Source organism: Shewanella sp. MBTL60-112-B2 (assembly GCF_019655055.1).
Taxonomy (GTDB): Bacteria; Pseudomonadota; Gammaproteobacteria; order Enterobacterales; family Shewanellaceae; genus Shewanella.
Window position 1 is genome coordinate 49,495 of record NZ_BPFA01000022.1, and the last position, 16,375, is coordinate 65,869.

Annotated in this window: 17 protein-coding genes; 16 read left to right on the plus strand and 1 reads right to left on the minus strand. The window is 43.6% G+C overall.

Annotated elements, in window-relative coordinates; all coding sequences use genetic code 11:
* Positions 1-62: 62 nt before the first annotated feature.
* Positions 63-1,034: a nucleoside hydrolase gene (locus K5Q73_RS14120; RefSeq protein WP_220764186.1), complete on the minus strand. Its 972-nt coding sequence runs from the start codon at positions 1,032-1,034 to the stop codon at positions 63-65.
* A gap of 386 nt (positions 1,035-1,420) precedes the next feature.
* Here K5Q73_RS14120 and mioC point away from each other — a divergent pair, with 386 nt between their 5' ends.
* The 16 genes from mioC (at position 1,421) to glmU (ending at position 16,208) form a co-directional block, all read left to right on the plus strand.
* Positions 1,421-1,861: an FMN-binding protein MioC gene (gene mioC, locus K5Q73_RS14125; RefSeq protein ID WP_220764188.1), complete on the plus strand. Its 441-nt coding sequence runs from the start codon at positions 1,421-1,423 to the stop codon at positions 1,859-1,861.
* A gap of 457 nt (positions 1,862-2,318) precedes the next feature.
* Positions 2,319-4,208, plus strand: coding sequence for a tRNA uridine-5-carboxymethylaminomethyl(34) synthesis enzyme MnmG (gene mnmG / locus K5Q73_RS14130; protein ID WP_220764190.1), 1,890 nt, complete (start codon positions 2,319-2,321; stop codon positions 4,206-4,208).
* A gap of 118 nt (positions 4,209-4,326) precedes the next feature.
* The gene (gene rsmG, locus K5Q73_RS14135) at positions 4,327-4,950 is read left to right on the plus strand and encodes a 16S rRNA (guanine(527)-N(7))-methyltransferase RsmG (RefSeq protein WP_220764192.1); all 624 of its coding nucleotides are present in this window, start codon (positions 4,327-4,329) and stop codon (positions 4,948-4,950) included.
* 226 nt (positions 4,951-5,176) lie between these two features.
* Positions 5,177-5,965: a ParA family protein gene (locus K5Q73_RS14140; RefSeq protein ID WP_220764194.1), complete on the plus strand. Its 789-nt coding sequence runs from the start codon at positions 5,177-5,179 to the stop codon at positions 5,963-5,965.
* Positions 5,966-5,974: 9 nt separating this feature from the next.
* Entirely contained in the window at positions 5,975-6,859 is an 885-nt protein-coding gene (locus K5Q73_RS14145; RefSeq protein WP_220764196.1) for a ParB/RepB/Spo0J family partition protein, read from the plus strand.
* 223 nt (positions 6,860-7,082) lie between these two features.
* Entirely contained in the window at positions 7,083-7,466 is a 384-nt protein-coding gene (locus K5Q73_RS14150) for an ATP synthase subunit I (protein ID WP_220764197.1), read from the plus strand.
* 12 nt (positions 7,467-7,478) lie between these two features.
* On the plus strand, positions 7,479-8,309 hold the full coding sequence (gene atpB, locus K5Q73_RS14155; protein ID WP_220764198.1) for a F0F1 ATP synthase subunit A: 831 nt from the start codon (positions 7,479-7,481) through the stop codon (positions 8,307-8,309).
* A gap of 32 nt (positions 8,310-8,341) precedes the next feature.
* Complete coding sequence (atpE, locus tag K5Q73_RS14160; protein WP_012157432.1) at positions 8,342-8,599, plus strand: F0F1 ATP synthase subunit C; 258 nt, start codon at positions 8,342-8,344, stop codon at positions 8,597-8,599.
* Between the two features lie 27 nt (positions 8,600-8,626).
* On the plus strand, positions 8,627-9,097 hold the full coding sequence (atpF, locus tag K5Q73_RS14165; RefSeq protein ID WP_220764201.1) for a F0F1 ATP synthase subunit B: 471 nt from the start codon (positions 8,627-8,629) through the stop codon (positions 9,095-9,097).
* Between the two features lie 16 nt (positions 9,098-9,113).
* Positions 9,114-9,647, plus strand: coding sequence for a F0F1 ATP synthase subunit delta (gene atpH / locus K5Q73_RS14170; RefSeq protein ID WP_220764202.1), 534 nt, complete (start codon positions 9,114-9,116; stop codon positions 9,645-9,647).
* Positions 9,648-9,661: 14 nt separating this feature from the next.
* Complete coding sequence (atpA, locus tag K5Q73_RS14175; RefSeq protein ID WP_220764212.1) at positions 9,662-11,203, plus strand: F0F1 ATP synthase subunit alpha; 1,542 nt, start codon at positions 9,662-9,664, stop codon at positions 11,201-11,203.
* 48 nt (positions 11,204-11,251) lie between these two features.
* A complete protein-coding gene (atpG, locus tag K5Q73_RS14180; RefSeq protein WP_220764214.1) occupies positions 11,252-12,112 on the plus strand; it encodes a F0F1 ATP synthase subunit gamma in 861 nt (286 codons plus the stop codon).
* Positions 12,113-12,147: 35 nt separating this feature from the next.
* Positions 12,148-13,524 (plus strand): F0F1 ATP synthase subunit beta, encoded by a 1,377-nt coding sequence (gene atpD, locus K5Q73_RS14185; RefSeq protein ID WP_012157427.1) that lies wholly within the window; start codon positions 12,148-12,150, stop codon positions 13,522-13,524.
* A 45-nt stretch (positions 13,525-13,569) separates the two neighbouring features.
* Positions 13,570-13,998 (plus strand): F0F1 ATP synthase subunit epsilon, encoded by a 429-nt coding sequence (locus K5Q73_RS14190; RefSeq protein WP_220764215.1) that lies wholly within the window; start codon positions 13,570-13,572, stop codon positions 13,996-13,998.
* A 373-nt stretch (positions 13,999-14,371) separates the two neighbouring features.
* Positions 14,372-14,728: a DsrE/DsrF/TusD sulfur relay family protein gene (locus K5Q73_RS14195; protein WP_220764218.1), complete on the plus strand. Its 357-nt coding sequence runs from the start codon at positions 14,372-14,374 to the stop codon at positions 14,726-14,728.
* A gap of 115 nt (positions 14,729-14,843) precedes the next feature.
* A complete protein-coding gene (gene glmU, locus K5Q73_RS14200; RefSeq protein ID WP_220764220.1) occupies positions 14,844-16,208 on the plus strand; it encodes a bifunctional UDP-N-acetylglucosamine diphosphorylase/glucosamine-1-phosphate N-acetyltransferase GlmU in 1,365 nt (454 codons plus the stop codon).
* Positions 16,209-16,375 lie beyond the last annotated feature (167 nt).

Sequence of the window (16,375 nt, forward strand, 5' to 3'; positions counted from 1 at the left end):
ACTTGCAATAAAAAAGCGGAGACTAATCTCCGCTTTTCAAAATGATACCTTCTAAAGGCTATCTATTTACGATGACCGTATTCAATAATAGTCTCACGATACAGCTTTAATAGCGCTTTATCTCTAACCCCGACCCCAACCTTTTGAACAGGCTTATTTCCCCAGTCATCATGTTGATACTTACGCTCGTCAAATTTCTGAATTGTTAGTCCTTCAGCAGGTCCATCCGTTACCACACGAATAGCCCCCTCGCGTAACGTAAATAAGCTTGGATCGATAACATAGGCAATGGCTGATGGATCATGCACATGACAACCTTCTAAACCGACTTTTTCTGAGTAAAACTTAAGATAATAACGGCTAATGTCCCAGATAAACTGGCCAACTTCAGCGGCGTCATCTCTTAGCTGATCAAGATATTCTTTACTAAAGAAGCTTTCCTCTGTCACATCTAAACCAATAACTACCACAGGCCATGGCGCTGTGAAAACCATATCAGCGGCATGCGGATCATCATGAATGTTGGCCTCGGCATAAGGCGTCACATTGCCACGGTGATCGTTCATACCAAACGCGCCCCCCATTACAACGACTTCTTTAACTAAGCCTGCTATCTCTGGCGCAGCTTCTAATGCTAAAGCCAAGTTAGTTAAAGGACCTACGGCGACCAAGGTAATTTCGCCCGGTTCAGCTTTAACCGAGTCAATAATATATTGATAAGCTGGTCGAGGATCGGCAGTAACAGCCAGATCGGTTGGTGCGTGTACGTCACCAAAACCTGTTTCACCATGAACTACCACTGTAGGTCCAACAGGATCACGAACAATAGGCTTATCAGCCCCCTGAGCGATATCGGCATTAAAGCCATACTTCTGCTTTAAAAATAAAGCATTACGAGTACCATTCTCGATAGTCGCGTTACCATAGACTGTTGTAATAGCTTTTAGATCAATTGCAGGGTGTGCCTCTGCAAACAAAATTGCCATCGCATCGTCAATCCCCGGATCTGAGTCGAGAATTATTTTACTTATCATGTTGTTGAATCCTAATTATTACAGTCTATTTAGTGTAGGGAGACGATAAGATACCTTTATAAGCCATTGATTAACGTGATATAGATTTTAAGCCAAATAAACTCTCCCAAAACAAAGGCTAATTTCAATGAAAAATAAGTCCTGTTTAAATATAGCGGTCTATTTTTAGGTTAATAAACTAGAAAAAATCATATGTCATACCATTACAGATCGCTTTCCGCTAATAGGGATTAGCGCGAAGTTCACAGCAAAACAGCCGCTAATTTAGAGATCATAAATAGGTTTTCACTTATGATGCATACAGGTTCTTAGCTGAAAATAGTGCACTATCTACAAAGATTTTCAGCCAAATCCCCCTTATTCGACAGTAATTATTAGGACAGATCATGGCAAAAATAGACATTTTAGTAGGCACCACACTAGGTAGTGCTGAGTATGTAGCGGACGAAATATCCGATCAATTAAGCGATTTGGGTCATGAAACTATGGTGCATCTTGGCGCAAATTTAGCCGAATTGAACCAAGAAGCACTCTGGTTAATCGTTTCTTCGACCCATGGAGCAGGCGATCTTCCTGATAATATAGTGCCATTTTTTGACGAGATCCAAGCAAAAAGCCCCGATCTAAGTCAGGTAAAATTCGCACTATGTGCCATTGGTGATTCAAGCTACGACACTTTTTGCCAAGGCCCAGAAAAACTGGTCGATCTACTTATTCAATGCGGTGCACAAGTCTATGTGGATAAGATCCAGATCGATGTTCAATATGATCCAATTCCAGAAGAACCAGCACTAGCTTGGCTTAGCGGCTGGCAAGATCAACTTTAAGATCTTATATTCGATCATAACTAAGGTTTAACTTTTCAATAGCCCACAGATTAGATCTAACTTATCCACATAAAACTCATCAATTTAATAAATATGTGGATAAGCTATTATTTTGATCTGATCAAACCCTGTATTAATTCACACCCGATCTGCTCAATGATCCACCTTGTGGATAAGTAGGCGATCTATCCCCAAGCTTAAGCCAGTTAGATCCCGATCAGATCACAAGATCGTTTTACTGTTAAGTACTGAATATAAAGAAGAAATAGAGTTATCCACCGAAAACAGCGATCCTAATAGTAAACATAATAAGAGATCTATATAAAGATCTTAAGATCTATTAAGGCGATCCACCCTGATCAAAACAAGCAAAATAGATCGTTCACCTTAAGCAAAGCAAATGCTAAAATGATCCGCTCAGAAACTATTTATCCTTTTACGAATCGAAGGCTGTCGAATGCAATTTCATGAACGGTTTGATGTAATTGTTGTTGGTGGTGGTCATGCTGGTACAGAAGCGGCTTTAGCTTCAGCCAGAATGGGCTCTAAAACACTCTTACTGACCCATAACATAGATACTTTAGGACAAATGTCCTGTAACCCTGCTATCGGCGGCATAGGTAAAGGACACTTGGTCAAAGAAATTGATGCACTAGGCGGAGCAATGGCTGTTGCTACCGATTTTGCAGGTATTCAATTTCGTACATTGAACTCAAGTAAAGGGCCTGCCGTTCGTGCAACTCGTGCACAAGCGGATAGAGCACTTTATCGGCATAAGATCCAAGAGATCCTACAGCACCAAGCTAACCTACGTATTTTCCAACAGGCGGTAGACGATCTGGTTGTTGAAAATGGCAAAGTGATTGGTGTAGTGACACAGATGGGCCTAGCCTTCGAAGCACCAGCGGTAGTCTTAACGGCAGGTACATTCTTGGGTGGTAAGATCCATATTGGACTTGAAAACTACAGCGGTGGTCGAGCAGGTGATCCACCAGCAATCGCGTTAGCTCATCGACTAAGAGAGCTACCAATTCGTGTTGGCCGTCTAAAAACCGGAACCCCACCACGAATCGACGCCAATACCATCGATTTTTCACAGATGGCAGAGCAAAAAGGCGATGATCCATTGCCAGTCATGTCTTTTATCGGTGACGTAAACGATCATCCTGAACAGGTTTCTTGTCATATCACGCACACTAACGAGCGTACTCACGATATTATTCGTGGTGGATTAGACAGAAGCCCTATGTATTCAGGCGTTATCGAAGGTATTGGTCCACGCTACTGCCCTTCTATCGAAGATAAAGTTAATCGCTTTGCAGATAAAACATCGCATCAGATCTTTATTGAGCCTGAAGGATTAAATACCACGGAAATATATCCAAATGGTATTTCAACTAGCTTACCGTTTGATGTTCAGTTGAACTTAGTTCGCTCAATCAAGGGCATGGAAAACGCAGAGATCATGCGTCCTGGCTATGCGATTGAGTATGATTATTTTGATCCTCGCGATCTTAAGAACTCATTAGAAACTAAAACCATTGCAGGTTTATTCTTTGCTGGACAGATCAACGGCACAACAGGTTACGAAGAAGCTGGTGCGCAAGGTTTGTTAGCTGGTATGAATGCTTCGTTACAGGTACAAGGCAAAGAAGCTTGGTGTCCACGTCGCGATCAGGCCTACCTTGGTGTACTGGTTGATGATCTATCGACTTTAGGTACTAAAGAACCGTACCGCATGTTTACCAGCCGAGCTGAATATCGCTTGTTACTACGTGAGGATAACGCGGATCTACGATTAACAGAGAAAGGTCGTGAATTAGGATTAGTTGATGACAAGCGCTGGGCTTTGTTCAGTGAAAAAATGGAGTCAATTGAAACTGAATTACAACGTCTTCGTAGCCAGTGGGTTCATCCTAATTCACCTTTGGTGGAAGCGTTGAATCCGCATTTGAATACGCCTATCACTCGTGAAGCGACCTTTGAAGACTTGTTGCGTCGACCAGAAATGGATTATCCGAAACTGATGTCAATTGACGGTTTTGGCCCATCACTAGAAGATCAACGCGCTGCAGAGCAGGTGCAGATCCAAGTGAAATACTCTGGTTATATTCAACGCCAGCAAGGTGAAATTGACAAAGCGATTCGTCATGAAACCACTCTGCTACCGTTAGATCTTGATTACCAAGAAGTACCGGGGTTATCTAACGAAGTCATCGCTAAGATGAACGAACATAAACCGGAAACAATTGGCCAAGCCTCACGTATTTCTGGTATGACTCCAGCTGCTATTTCTATTTTGCTGGTTCATCTTAAAAAACGTGGTTTACTGCGTAAAAGCGCTTAGTTCGCCACATATTCGGTAGTTTTGCATGATAAAGGGAAGCTTTGAGGCTTCCTTTCATCTTTTCTGCACTTCATAATACCGATTGATTTTTGATTCGCTTTATTTGAGGACACAAATTGTGTTATCTGCCCAATTAAATGATTATTTGGCCGAAGTTGGCCTGACTGCTACCGAGCAGCAAAAAAAGCAGCTTGTAGACTTTGTTGGCATGCTCAATAAGTGGAACAAGGCATTTAACTTAACCTCAGTGCGTGATCCTGAGCAGATGTTAATTCGCCATATTATGGATAGCTTAGTCGTGTCGCCTCATCTAAAAGGATCGCGCTTTATTGATGTAGGCACGGGTCCTGGATTGCCAGGGATCCCGCTAGCGATCTTAAATCCTGATAAAGAATTTGTATTACTGGATAGCTTAGGTAAGCGTATCCGTTTTCAAAAGCAGGTACAGTTTGAGCTAGGAATTAATAATATTTCTTCAATAGAAAGCCGTGTTGAAGCTTACCAGCCTGAAGAACTATTTGATGGCGTATTGAGCCGCGCGTTTGCATCTATTCAAGATATGCTGCATTGGTGTCACCACCTACCGAAGGCTGATGGCTGTTTCTATGCCCTTAAGGGGCAATTAAGTGAAGAAGAGATGTCGCAAATGCCTGCTGGATTTGTAGTGACAGATACTATCGAACTTACAGTGCCTAAACTTGATGAACAGCGCCATCTGCTGCGAGTTATCAAGCAAGACTAGTAATTGTTATGCGAATGTCGTTCTATCGCATTCGCAAACTTATTGTGTCTCGGTGGTGATAGATATGTACTGGGTTGAAGTGAGCGACTGCTGATAAAGCGTACTGAATAGTTGCAATCTTTCAGCGCTTCAAGCAATTTGTTACTAATAACCATTAGATTTGTGCGCTAAATCCCGCAGCGAGTATCGCTTGGGAATAAATATAAGTGACTGACAGGGTGATATTGTGGGTAAAGTGATTGCCGTGGCCAACCAGAAAGGTGGCGTCGGAAAAACAACAACTTGTGTAAACTTGGCAGCCTCTTTAGCGGCGACCAAACGTCGTGTTTTGTTGATCGATCTTGATCCGCAAGGTAATGCGACCATGGGCAGTGGTATTGATAAATATACTGTCGAAAACACAGCTTATGAATTGTTAGTTGAAGAAAAGCCATTTGAAGAAGTTGTTTGTCGAGATACTAACGGCAAATACGATCTTATCGCCGGAAATGGCGACGTAACGGCAGCAGAAATTAAACTCATGGAGTTTTTTGCTAGAGAAGTTCGTTTACGCAATGCCCTCGCCCCAATTAAAGACGATTACGATTTTATTTTCATCGACTGTCCACCATCGCTTAACATGTTAACTGTGAATGCCATGTCTGCAGCTGACTCAGTGCTTGTCCCTATGCAGTGCGAGTACTATGCACTGGAAGGACTTACGGCATTGATGGACACCATTAGTAAGCTTGGTGCCATGGTTAACTCTGGCCTACATATCGAAGGGATCTTGCGCACCATGTACGATCCGCGTAATCGACTCTCTAATGATGTATCAGATCAGTTGAAACAACACTTTGGCGACAAAGTTTACCGCACAGTGATCCCACGGAATGTTCGTTTAGCTGAGGCCCCAAGTTTTGGAGCACCCGCTATGTATTACGATAAATCGAGCGCAGGGGCAAAAGCCTATCTCGCATTAGCAGGCGAAATCATTCGTCGTGCAGAGCAATTAACCCAGGCTGAGCAAGTTTAAGGATAAAAGATGACACTGAAAAAAAGAGGCTTGGGTAAAGGCCTAGATGCACTACTAAGTACTAGTCAAGCGGCTAGTCAGCGCGTCACACCTGCTGCTGAAATTAAACAAGACGTTAAGAATGATGATCTAATCACGTTAGATATTGATAGATTACAACCGGGTAAGTATCAGCCGCGTAAGGATATGTCTTCTGAGGCGCTAGAAGAGCTTGCAGAGTCTATTCGTGCGCAAGGTATTATCCAGCCAATCGTTGTTCGTAAAGTTTCACCTGAAAGCTATGAAATCATCGCCGGTGAACGTCGCTGGCGCGCATCCCAATTAGCTGGTCTCACAGCTATCCCTTGTATTGTTAAACAGGTACCTGATGAAGCGGCTGTTGCCATCGCGCTAATCGAAAATATTCAGCGTGAAGACCTAAATGCAATGGAAGAAGCGATTGCATTAAACCGTTTAATTGAAGAATTTGAATTAACTCATCAGCAGATTGCCGATGCCGTGGGTAAATCTCGTGCTACGGTCTCAAATTTGCTAAGACTTAATGGCTTAAACGAACCTGTAAAGCGTATGCTTGAGTATGGTGATATCGATATGGGACATGGTCGAGCACTGCTTGCAATTAGCGGTGACGAGCAAACTAACCTTGCTCGATTGGTCGTCGCTAAAGAATTAACAGTTCGTGAAACTGAACGATTAGTTAATAAAACCTTAAATCAAACTGAAATCGTCGAAAAGCCAGCTAAAGATCATGATGTAGTCCGTCTAGAGAGCCAATTAATTGAAAGATTAGGTGCCAAGGTTACGTTAACCCATAACAAGAAGGGGAAAGGTAAAATGGTAATTAATTATCAAAATTTGTCTGAATTAGAGGGAATTATCAGCAAAATCCACTAAAAAATCAAAGTTAACACAATATTATGTAACTTTGTGACATTCGTTAATCTTCCTCTTTTAGACTTTTGGCGTAGATCACGCTAAAAGTCCCCTTTTTATAGCTGTTGAACTTGCTTTGAAAACCTGAAACGGTATACTTTCGCAAGCTTTTTGAACCTCGAGTTTACCCGGATATTTGTAATCCGGTCATCGAATCAAGAAGTTATTATGCGGAGAAGACAAATTGAGCAAGGTTTTAGCACGTCGTGGCCGGTGGTCAGCCTATAAATTAGTTTTACTACAGGCAGCGATGACTGGATGTGTTTCAGTTTTCTTTTTCGCTATGTGGGGGGGACCGTATGGCCTATCTGCTTTAGCAGGTGGTGCTATTGCTGTACTCCCTAATTTTGTGTTCGCAACCCTAGCTTTTTCCCATGCGGGAGCACAAGCATCAGGAAGAGTCGTACGGTCTTTTTTCCTGGGGGAAGCGGTAAAGTTGCTGTTAACCATTGTGTTATTTTCGCTTGCATTTGGTTTGATGAAATCGTCATTTATGCCGTTATTCGTCAGTTATTTGCTTGTGTTAATCGTACCTTGGACAGCCCCTTTATACTTCAAACAAAATTAAGTGAGATTAATCATGGCGACAACTGGGGATGACACGTTAACCATAACGGCTTCCGACTATATCCAGCATCACCTGACTAATGCGAAAATGTGTTCCGCTGATGGCGGGATTGCTTTTAACTATGCATGTCAAGATGCTGGATTTTGGACTTGGCACATTGACTCACTTTTGTTTTCAGTTGGTCTAGGGGTTCTATTTTTGTGGTTATTCTACAAAGTAGGACAGAAGGCAACAATTGGCGTTCCAGGCAAGCTTCAATGTTTCGTTGAAATGTGCGTGGAAGGTGTTGATAAAATTGTAAAAGACTCATTCCATGGGAAAAATGCAGTTATCGCACCATTAGGTCTTACTATTTTCGTCTGGGTTTTCCTGATGAACTTAATGGACTTGATCCCTGTTGACTTTGTACCTGAGGCCGCAAACAGATTATTAGGCGTACCTTACCTAAAGATTGTACCTACAACTGACTTGAACGTTACTTTGGGCTTAGCTCTAAGTGTATTCGCGTTAATTGTTTTCTACAGTATCAAGGTTAAAGGTGTTGGTGGGTTCACTAAAGAACTGACTATGCAGCCTTTCAATCATTGGGCACTAATTCCAATCAACTTTGTTTTGGAAACAGTAACCTTGGTTGCGAAGCCGATTTCATTATCGCTTCGTCTGTTTGGTAACCTGTATGCAGGTGAGTTGATCTTTATTCTGATAGCACTGATGCCTTGGTGGGCTCAGTTTGCATTATCAGTGCCTTGGGCCATTTTCCATATTTTGGTAATTGTGCTACAGGCGTTTATCTTCATGATGCTTACGATTGTATATCTAAGCATGGCTCATGAAGACCATTAATTGATTTAAATTAGATACTTATCGGAGATAAAATGGAAACTGTAATTAGCTTTACAGCAATCGCTGTTGCAATTATGATCGGCTTAGCAGCGCTAGGTACTGGTATTGGCTTTGCTATTCTAGGTGGTAAATTCCTAGAAGCTTCTGCTCGTCAACCAGAGCTTGCTCCTGCACTTCAAACTAAAATGTTCATTGTAGCTGGTCTACTTGATGCGATCTCTATGATTGCAGTTGGTGTTGCATTATTCTTCGTATTCGCTAACCCGTTCTTAGGTCAATTAGCAGGCTAATCGTCCCCCTTAGAAGGAGTTGTCGTTATGAGTATTAACGCTACCCTGCTAGGCCAAGCGATTTCTTTTCTTCTCTTTGTGTGGTTTTGCATGAAGTTTGTATGGCCGCCATTGATGAACGCTATCGAAGAACGCCAGAAGAAAATTGCTGATGGGCTAGCTGATGCAGGACGTGCTGCAAAAGATTTAGAGCTAGCTCAGGTGAAAGCCACAGAGCAGCTGAAAGACGCTAAAGCAACAGCAAACGAAATTATTGAGCAAGCAAATAAACGCAAAGCTCAAATCGTTGATGAAGCTAAAATTGAAGCTGATACCGAGCGTGCGAAAATCATTGCTCAGGGACATGCTGAAATTGAAAACGAACGTAATCGCGTGAAAGAAGATCTACGTAAGCAAGTAGCTGTATTAGCTATTGCTGGCGCAGAGAAAATTCTTGAACGTTCGATTGATGAAGCCGCACACAGTGACATAGTTAATAAACTTGTTGCTGAACTTTAAATAAGGAGCTTGAGTTATGGCTGAAATAACCACCATCGCTCGTCCTTACGCAAAGGCAGCTTTTGAGTTCGCTCTTGAACAGAAAGCAGTAGAAAGTTGGGCAGAAATGCTTAACTTCGCCGCATTAGTTAGTGAAAACGAAGCTATGCAGCCATTACTGTCTGGCGCTATGGCCAGCAATAAGCTTGCAGAACTCTTTATTGGAGTTTGTGGTGAGCAAATCAACGAGCAAGCTCAGAACCTGTTAAAGGTAATGGCTGAAAACGGTCGTTTAGTTGCGCTACCTGCTGTTGCTCAACAATTTGTTGAGATGCAACGTGAGTATGCGAAAGAAGTTGAAGCGCAAATCGTTTCAGCTACTGAGCTAACCTCAGAGCAACTACAAGCGCTGAGCGCTTCTCTAGAGAAACGTCTAGCACGCAAAGTTAAGCTGAATTGCAGCATAGATACCAGCCTTATTGCTGGTGTAATTATCACGGCAGGAGACCTAGTCATTGATGGCTCGGTCCGCGGAAAAATTTCGCGTCTGTCTGATACGCTGCAGTCATAATTGGGAGTTTGAGCATGCAACTGAATTCCACTGAAATCAGCGATCTGATTAAACAGCGGATCGAGCAGTTCGAAGTCGTTAGTGAAGCTCGCAACGAAGGTACTATCGTTGCAGTAAGTGACGGCATCATCCGCATTCACGGCCTAGCCGATGTGATGCAGGGTGAAATGATCGAGCTGCCTGGCAACCGTTTTGCAATCGCGTTGAACTTAGAACGTGATTCTGTCGGTGCCGTAGTAATGGGCCCTTATGCCACTTTGGCAGAAGGCGACAAAGTTAAAACAACAGGCCGTATTTTGGAAGTACCTGTTGGCCGTGGTCTATTAGGCCGTGTAGTCAACACTCTAGGTGAACCAATTGACGGTAAAGGACCTATCGATAGCGATGGTTTCTCTCCTGTTGAAGTAATTGCACCAGGTGTAATTGAGCGTAAATCAGTCGATCAGCCAGTGCAAACTGGTTATAAAGCTGTTGACTCTATGATCCCAATCGGTCGTGGACAACGTGAATTGATCATTGGTGACCGCCAGATCGGTAAAACCGCTCTAGCGATCGACGCGATTATCAACCAAAAAGATTCTGGCATTAAGTGTGTATACGTAGCTGTAGGCCAAAAGGCTTCTACAATCGCTAACGTAGTACGCAAGCTAGAAGAGCACGGCGCTTTGGCGAACACCATTGTTGTTGTTGCTACAGCTTCTGAAGCTGCTGCACTGCAATACTTGGCTCCATACTCTGGTTGTACAATGGGTGAATACTTCCGCGACCGCGGTGAAGACTCACTAATCGTATATGATGATTTGTCTAAGCAAGCAGTTGCTTACCGTCAAATCTCATTGCTTCTTAAGCGTCCACCAGGACGTGAAGCATACCCAGGTGATGTATTCTATCTTCACTCTCGTCTGTTGGAACGTGCTTCACGTGTTAACGCCGAGTATGTTGAGAAGTTCACTAAAGGTGAAGTTAAAGGCCAAACTGGTTCTTTGACTGCTCTACCAATTATTGAAACTCAAGCTGGTGACGTTTCTGCATTCGTACCGACTAACGTAATTTCGATTACCGATGGTCAGATCTTCCTTGAAACAGACCTATTTAACTCTGGCTTACGTCCAGCTGTTAACCCAGGTATCTCAGTTTCTCGTGTTGGTGGTGCGGCGCAGACTAAGATCATCAAGAAACTGTCTGGTGGTATTCGTACCGCTCTTGCACAGTATCGAGAGCTTGCAGCGTTCTCACAGTTTGCATCTGACTTAGATGATGCAACTCGTGCTCAGCTTGAGCATGGTGAGCGTGTTACCGAACTAATGAAGCAAAAGCAATATGCTCCAATGAGTATCGCTGATCAGTCTGTGTCTATTTTCGCAGCTGAAAAAGGTTACTTGAAGAGCGTTGAGCTGAACAAAGTTGGTAACTTCGAAGCGTCTCTGCTCTCTTTCATGAACAGTGAACATGCTGACCTAATGAAGACCATCAACGATACTGGCGATTATAACGCTGATATCGAAGGTGAGTTGAAGGCTAGCCTGGACAAGTTCGTAGAAACCCAAACCTGGTAAATTTTAGAGGTGCCTCTGGCACCTCAGGTCCAGAATTGGAGAGTAAAGATGGCCAACGCTAAAGAGATTAAAACCAAGATCGCGAGTGTTCAAAACACTCAGAAGATCACGTCTGCAATGGAAATGGTTGCTGCGAGCAAAATGCGTAAAGCACAAGATCGCATGTCAGCTAGTCGTCCGTATGCAGAAAATATGCGTAAGGTGATCGGTCACGTGGCGCAAGGTTCTCTCGAATATAAGCATCCATATTTGGAAGTGCGAGAAGCTAAGCGTGTTGGTTACATTGTTGTGTCAACCGACCGTGGTCTTTGTGGTGGTCTGAACGTCAACCTTTTCAAGAAGGTTGTCGCAGACGTGAAGAAACAGCGTGATGCTGGTGCAGAAGTTGAATTCTGTACAATTGGTGCACGTAGTGCCCAGTTCTTCAATAGCTTTGGCGGACAAGTATCTGCTTCTGCTTCAGGTTTAGGCGATGCTCCAAAGCTAGCCGACTTGATCGGAACAGTACGTGTGATGCTAGAAGCATACAACGAAGGCAAGCTGGACCGTTTGTACGTAGTATTCAACAAGTTTGTAAATACTATGACTCAAACCCCGGTGATCGAGCAGCTGCTACCTTTGCCTAAGTCAGAAGAAGATGAGTTTACTCATCAGTGGGATTACATCTACGAGCCAGATCCAAAGTTATTGTTAGATACTTTGTTGGTTCGCTTTGTGGAATCTCAGGTTTATCAAGGTGTTGTCGAAAATATCGCATCTGAGCAAGCGGCCCGTATGGTTGCTATGAAAGCTGCGACAGACAACGCTGGTGAACTTATCGGTGACTTGCAGTTGGTCTATAACAAAGCCCGTCAGGCTGCGATTACGCAAGAACTTTCGGAAATTGTTTCAGGTGCTGCCGCCGTTTAGGCTAGGTAACGAATACAAGTTTTAGAGGATTAATCATGAGCACAGGTACTGTTGTCCAAGTAATTGGCGCGGTTGTGGACGTAGAGTTTCCACATGATGCCGTACCTCAGGTATATGACGCTCTAGAGATCAAAAGTGAAGGCTTGGTGCTGGAAGTTCAGCAGCAACTTGGTGGTGGTGTAGTTCGTACCATCGCTATGGGTTCTTCAGATGGTCTGCGTCGTGGCCTAGAGGTTGTAAACTCTGGTTCACCAATTACTGTTCCGGTTGGGTCTGCGACCCTAGGCCGTATTATGAACGTATTGGGTGAGCCTGTTGATGAAGCGGGCCCTATCGGTGAAGAAGATCGCTATGTGATCCACCGTGAAGCTCCTTCATACGAAGATCAGTCAAACACAACTGAACTTTTAGAGACTGGTATCAAGGTTATCGACCTTGTATGTCCATTCGCTAAGGGTGGTAAAGTTGGTCTGTTTGGTGGTGCTGGTGTTGGTAAGACCGTTAACATGATGGAACTTATTAACAACATCGCTAAAGCACACTCAGGTTTATCAGTTTTCGCTGGTGTAGGTGAACGTACTCGTGAGGGTAACGACTTCTACTACGAGATGGAAGATTCTGGCGTTCTAGATAAAGTGGCCATGGTATATGGTCAGATGAACGAGCCTCCAGGAAACCGTCTACGTGTGGCACTGACTGGTCTAACAATGGCTGAGAAGTTCCGTGACGAAGGTAAAGACGTTCTTTTCTTCGTTGATAACATCTATCGTTACACCTTGGCAGGTACTGAAGTATCTGCACTGCTAGGCCGTATGCCATCAGCAGTAGGTTACCAGCCAACATTGGCTGAAGAGATGGGTGTACTTCAGGAGCGTATTACATCGACTAAGACAGGGTCTATTACCTCTGTTCAAGCCGTATACGTACCTGCGGATGACTTAACGGATCCATCACCAGCAACAACCTTCGCTCACTTAGATGCGACTGTTGTATTGTCTCGTAACATTGCTTCGCTAGGTATTTACCCAGCGGTTGACCCATTGGATTCGACTTCACGTCAGCTAGATCCACAGGTTGTTGGCCAAGAGCATTACGATGTTGCTAACGGTGTTCAAACCGTACTTCAGCGCTACAAAGAGCTGAAAGATATCATTGCGATCCTAGGTATGGATGAATTATCTGATGAAGATAAGACAACTGTATTCCGTGCTCGTAAGATTGAAAAATATCTTTCACAGCCATTCTTCGTAGCAGAAGTATTCACCGGTTCTCCAGGTAAGTACGTTTCTCTTAAAGACACAATCCGTGGCTTCAAGGGCATTCTAGAGGGTGAGTTCGATCACCTTCCAGAGCAAGCGTTCTACATGGTTGGTTCAATCGACGAAGCCGTTGAGAAAGCTAACAAAAAATAACTAAGTATTCTGTAGTAATACAGAGCACTAGTTTAAGGAGAACGGATGGCAGCCATGACAGTACAGCTTGATATGGTAAGTGCAGAGAATCATATCTTTTCTGGTCGCGTAGCTCAGCTACAAGTATCAGGAACAGAGGGTGAGTTAGGTATTATGCCTGGTCACGCGGCTCTGCTTACAAGTATCAAGCCTGGCATGGCGCGCATCGTCAAGCAAGATGGAAGCGAAGAAGTGTTTTACCTTTCAGGTGGTATCCTGGAAGTACAACCTTCTTCAATTTCAGTATTGGCTGACGTCGTTATGCGTGCCGATGAGATTGACGAGCAAGCAGCTGCAGAAGCTAAGAGCCGTGCCGAAGCCTCAATGGCCGGTGCTGGCGCTGACTTCAACTATGCAGCAGCAGCGGTTGAGCTAGCTCAAGCTGTTGCTCAGCTACGCGTTGTCGAGACCATCAAGAAGAACATTGCCAGATAAGGTTATTGTTTGATGAAAAAAAGCGCCCTAGGGCGCTTTTTTTGTTTTAAAGAAGGTTAAAAGCAGGTCCTAGGAAAAGCGAAGAAAGGTGCTAGGGAAAGCAAAGACGAACGGCCTGCGGCCTAGGGAACGTGACTGGGTCACTTACGGAACGCTACGCTAACAGAAAAGATGGGAAGAGCGTAGTCGGAAGCGGAACATGGTACTGATTTTTGCTCTTCCTCTTCCTAGTAGGGCTTTAGCCCGTCCTCGCAGCGAAGCGTCCTAGGGCCTAGTACCTTTATGCTTGAACCTAGATTGTGATCTAAGTAAGAACCCTTGGCTAATTTGAGTGTTACCCTCCGGCATTCATTTATGTCTTGAGAACTTTTCCATGCAACATGTACTGATTATTGTTAATGACGCACCTTATGGTTCAGAAAAGCTATTTAATGCACTTCGCTTAGCTATACAGCTTAATGAGCAAGATTACTCACCAGTAAGAGTTAGTCTATTTTTATTATCTGATGCGGTAACCGCGGTACTGCCTAAACAGAATCCAATAGAGGGTTATAACATCCAGCAAATGCTAGAGATTGTGATTGCTCAAAAAGCCCAAGTTAAGTTCTGTGGTTCATGTATGTCTGCTCGTGGACTTACCGAACTCAATACGATTGAAGGCTGTGAAATGGCTACAATGGATGATTTGGCTCAATGGGTACTCGTAGCCGATAAAACGATTAGCTTCTAATGCTACTCAGTTACAAGTCGAGTCGCTTTTAATACCCGTATCGCTTAAAATCAGCACTCAAATATAGATTCTCATTTTCTAACATTAGTTAAAGCATTAGCTAAAGGATATATCGATGGCACTGAATGTAGTGATTTTGGCCGCAGGCAAGGGAACCCGCATGCGCTCAGATCTTCCTAAAGTTCTTCACCCTATCGCCCATAAGAGCATGGTTCAGCATGTTATTGATACCGCTCACCAAGTAGGTAGCGATGCTATTCAACTGGTTTATGGTTATGGCGCCGATAAGCTACAAGCAAAACTGGGTGAGCAGCAACTTAATTGGGTACTTCAAGCCGAGCAGTTAGGCACAGGTCATGCTGTTGCACAAGCAAATAGCCATATTGGCGATGATGACACGGTATTAATTCTTTATGGCGATGTGCCACTAATCCAAGCCTCTACCCTTGAATCATTATTAGCTGCCCGTGAAGAAAACGGCTTAGCTATTTTAACGGTTAACCTTCCTAATCCAACGGGTTATGGCCGTATCGTACGTGAGCAAGGTAGTGTTGTTGGCATTGTTGAACAAAAAGATGCTAATGCCGAGCAGCTTGCAATTAATGAGGTTAATACAGGCATTATGGCGGCACCTGGTAAGCAGTTAAAAGCTTGGTTAGGTCAGTTGTCATCAGATAATGCCCAAGGTGAGTATTACCTTACCGATATAGTGGCAATGGCACATAACGATGGAGTGGCTATTACTACATCACAGCCTGAATCTGCTATCGAAGTAGAAGGTGCAAACAATCGCGTACAGCTCGCGCAACTAGAGCGCGCTTACCAAGCTCGCGCGGCTGAAAAGCTTATGCTTGAAGGCGCGAACCTGCGTGATCCTGCTCGTATCGATATTCGTGGTGATGTCACTGTTGGTATGGACGTGATGATCGACGTCAATGTTATTATCGAAGGCACTGTAACCATAGGTAATAACGTGACTATTGGTGCAGGCGCGATCCTTATTGATTGTGACATTGCTGACAACGCGGTAATTAAGCCATATTCAATTGTTGAGAGCGCTAAAATAGGTGAAGCCGCTAGTGCTGGACCTTTTGCGCGTTTACGCCCTGGCGCTGAACTTAAAGAAGATGCGCATATTGGCAACTTCGTTGAAATGAAGAAAGCGGTATTAGGTAAAGGCTCTAAAGCGGGTCACTTAGCCTATATTGGCGATGCGACAATTGGTAGTGGCGTAAACATTGGTGCAGGTACCATTACTTGTAACTATGATGGTGCTAACAAGTTCCAAACCATTATCGAAGACAATGTGTTTGTTGGTAGTGATACTCAACTAGTAGCGCCAGTAACAATTGGTAAAGGCGCAACCTTAGGTGCTGGTTCAACCATTACCAAAGATGTGGCGGCAAACGAGTTAGTGATTACTCGTGTTAAACAGCGTCATTTATCTGGTTGGCCGCGACCAGTTAAACTGAAAAAGTAACGACTAGATACTTTAAAAAAAGCGGCTATTAAGCCGCTTTTTTTGCTTTTTATGTAGTCAGCTATAGCTATGTTCTGCTTAAATTTTTCGAGTACATTATAGTCAGCTTCTAGGTTACTTCTTGATACATTTGTGGTTATAAATGTTTATTATCTATGGTAATTTTG

Bases quoted from the DNA above. Each gene is read 5' to 3' on its own strand.
- K5Q73_RS14120 (WP_220764186.1), bottom strand. From the start codon at position 1,034: ATGATAAGTAAAATAATTCTCGACTCAGATCCGGGGATTGACGATGCG.
- mioC (WP_220764188.1), top strand. From the start codon at position 1,421: ATGGCAAAAATAGACATTTTAGTAGGCACCACACTAGGTAGTGCTGAG.
- mnmG (WP_220764190.1), top strand. From the start codon at position 2,319: ATGCAATTTCATGAACGGTTTGATGTAATTGTTGTTGGTGGTGGTCAT.
- K5Q73_RS14145 (WP_220764196.1), top strand. From the start codon at position 5,975: ATGACACTGAAAAAAAGAGGCTTGGGTAAAGGCCTAGATGCACTACTA.
- atpB (WP_220764198.1), top strand. From the start codon at position 7,479: ATGGCGACAACTGGGGATGACACGTTAACCATAACGGCTTCCGACTAT.
- atpE (WP_012157432.1), top strand. From the start codon at position 8,342: ATGGAAACTGTAATTAGCTTTACAGCAATCGCTGTTGCAATTATGATC.
- atpF (WP_220764201.1), top strand. From the start codon at position 8,627: ATGAGTATTAACGCTACCCTGCTAGGCCAAGCGATTTCTTTTCTTCTC.
- atpH (WP_220764202.1), top strand. From the start codon at position 9,114: ATGGCTGAAATAACCACCATCGCTCGTCCTTACGCAAAGGCAGCTTTT.
- atpA (WP_220764212.1), top strand. From the start codon at position 9,662: ATGCAACTGAATTCCACTGAAATCAGCGATCTGATTAAACAGCGGATC.
- atpG (WP_220764214.1), top strand. From the start codon at position 11,252: ATGGCCAACGCTAAAGAGATTAAAACCAAGATCGCGAGTGTTCAAAAC.
- atpD (WP_012157427.1), top strand. From the start codon at position 12,148: ATGAGCACAGGTACTGTTGTCCAAGTAATTGGCGCGGTTGTGGACGTA.
- K5Q73_RS14190 (WP_220764215.1), top strand. From the start codon at position 13,570: ATGGCAGCCATGACAGTACAGCTTGATATGGTAAGTGCAGAGAATCAT.
- K5Q73_RS14195 (WP_220764218.1), top strand. From the start codon at position 14,372: ATGCAACATGTACTGATTATTGTTAATGACGCACCTTATGGTTCAGAA.
- glmU (WP_220764220.1), top strand. From the start codon at position 14,844: ATGGCACTGAATGTAGTGATTTTGGCCGCAGGCAAGGGAACCCGCATG.